Source organism: Coleofasciculus sp. FACHB-712 (assembly GCF_014695635.1).
Taxonomy (GTDB): Bacteria; Cyanobacteriota; Cyanobacteriia; order Cyanobacteriales; family FACHB-T130; genus FACHB-T130.
This window is the reverse complement of record NZ_JACJOQ010000265.1, coordinates 1-1,792: the sequence shown is the minus strand read 5'-3', so window position 1 is coordinate 1,792 and position 1,792 is coordinate 1. Positions and strand designations below refer to the sequence as shown.

Below are 1,792 nucleotides of genomic sequence, written 5' to 3'. Positions count from 1 at the left end.
CTTGAGGATAGACAAACCATCTTTTCCCGGCACCATGATGTCAAGCACGAGCGCGTCATACTCGTTGTCCAAGGCGCGAGTATACCCCTCGTCTCCGTTGTCACAGTAATCGACGACAAATCCCTGTTCCTTCAATCCAGCTCGGACGAAGTTGGCAATTTTCGCTTCATCTTCAACGAACAGAATATGCATGGGTTTCTCATGCGTCGGACGGCTTGGGCGTTTATTCAGTTTAACCTGTGGTTATCTGTAAGCCACCTGTTCCAATAAGTTTTCCCTGCAAATTCAGAAGTTAGCTCTATCGGCTAGGCAATAATTGAATTGACCAATTTTGGTAATTCTATGAAGCTAAATCAGTTGATCGCTGTGTTGCAATCTGTTAAAGCAAATGCCAACAAAGGCAAAGCCGAAGTATCGCAACTGGGTCAGAAGAGTACCTTGTTTCAAGGATTGAGCAGAACTTACCAGCCTAGAGAAGAGGATGGATTTGTATATCCTCCTGAATCGCAAAAACTGACGCTGAAGGCTGAGGAGTTGATCGAAAAGTTTGTGCAATCTTGCTCTGAATTTTTAGACCTAGCAGCTACTCAGGACTACGCTAATACTGAAGCTAAAGCATCTGTAACAGTAGATGGACAGACTATTATTGCAGATGTTCCTGTTTCCTATCTATTATTTCTCGAAAAGCAGCTTCAGGATGTGAAGACGTTTATTGCTTCGCTACCCGTGCTTTCGATTGACAAAGACTGGCAGCATGACCCCAATCGAGGATGCTACGTCACCAGTCCCAAAGAAACTGTGAAAACTAAGAAAATTACTGATTTTGTGGTTGCCTATGAAGCAACGGAACATCACCCTGCTCAAATAAAGGAGGTATCCAAAGATATTGTGGAAGGAACTTGGAGTTTGATTGAGTTCTCAGGCGCACTTCCTCAAGACCGCGTGAATCGAATGCTGCGTAGAGTGGATATGTTACAAAAAGCCGTGATTCAAGCTAGAGAAGAAGCCAATAGCAAGGAAGTGCAGCAGCGGCAAGTTGCTAATGCGATTTTTGGCTATTTATTTGCAGATTAAACTACACTGGATTTGGAGTACAAGTTCATTTTTAGCGAGTAGGGATTTGCAGGTTCGATTCCTGCCCCCCAGTTTATCTGGGGGTAGGCAAATGGTAAAGCCGCCCTAGCGCATTAAGCTCAGAATAAAGCTCAAGCTATTGCTCCAATCTCATTTTAAAAATCGCTCCCTGTATCATTCTCTGTAGAACAAGGCTAGCGAGACGCGGGTTCAAATCCCGTCCCCTGCTCTAATTATGCAGGGGTAGTTTAGTGGAAAAACCTCACAGCATCAGATTGATTCTACGGAACCGGGAAATCTCTCATATAGGCTCAGCGACTTAAATCTTTCCCGGCATTCAGGATACGAGTGCCGGGATTTTAAATTGGGAACACTTTTGAGGTCATATCAAATTCGTTTAGATAGTCATAGTTTCGGAAAGGAGTTGGACGACCTTGCCCTTATGAGGGTTGTAATATGCAAATGGAACTTTAACTTGTTTAGTGGCATGGCTAACAACTGCGTGTACCGGATTGACTAATGCTTCTTGTGCTGAGTTCAAGCTGATCTGCAATCGATAACGCTAGCCGTTAGACCTTAAAACAAATGTACAATTATCGCGCTAAATACGGAGAAGACTACAAGTATCATCTCACAGCCATACACTGGTCAAATGGGAATCTGAGAGCTAGCCTCACCGCATTCAACGAACAGGAGATAAAGCCTGTTCAAGTAGAAT

2 protein-coding genes are annotated in these 1,792 nt (G+C 43.8%); one reads left to right on the top strand and one right to left on the bottom strand.

Annotated elements, in window-relative coordinates; translation table 11 throughout:
- Nucleotides 1-192: response regulator (locus tag H6F50_RS07435; protein WP_190428019.1), on the bottom strand; the 192-nt coding region annotated here is incomplete at its 3' end.
- A 150-nt stretch (nucleotides 193-342) separates the two neighbouring features.
- Here H6F50_RS07435 and H6F50_RS07430 point away from each other — a divergent pair.
- Nucleotides 343-1,074: a hypothetical protein gene (locus H6F50_RS07430; protein WP_190428016.1), complete on the top strand. Its 732-nt coding sequence runs from the start codon at nucleotides 343-345 to the stop codon at nucleotides 1,072-1,074.
- Nucleotides 1,075-1,792: the final 718 nt, after the last annotated feature.

Coding starts and splice junctions, on each gene's coding strand:
- H6F50_RS07430 (WP_190428016.1), top strand. CDS start 343: ATGAAGCTAAATCAGTTGATCGCTGTGTTGCAATCTGTTAAAGCAAAT.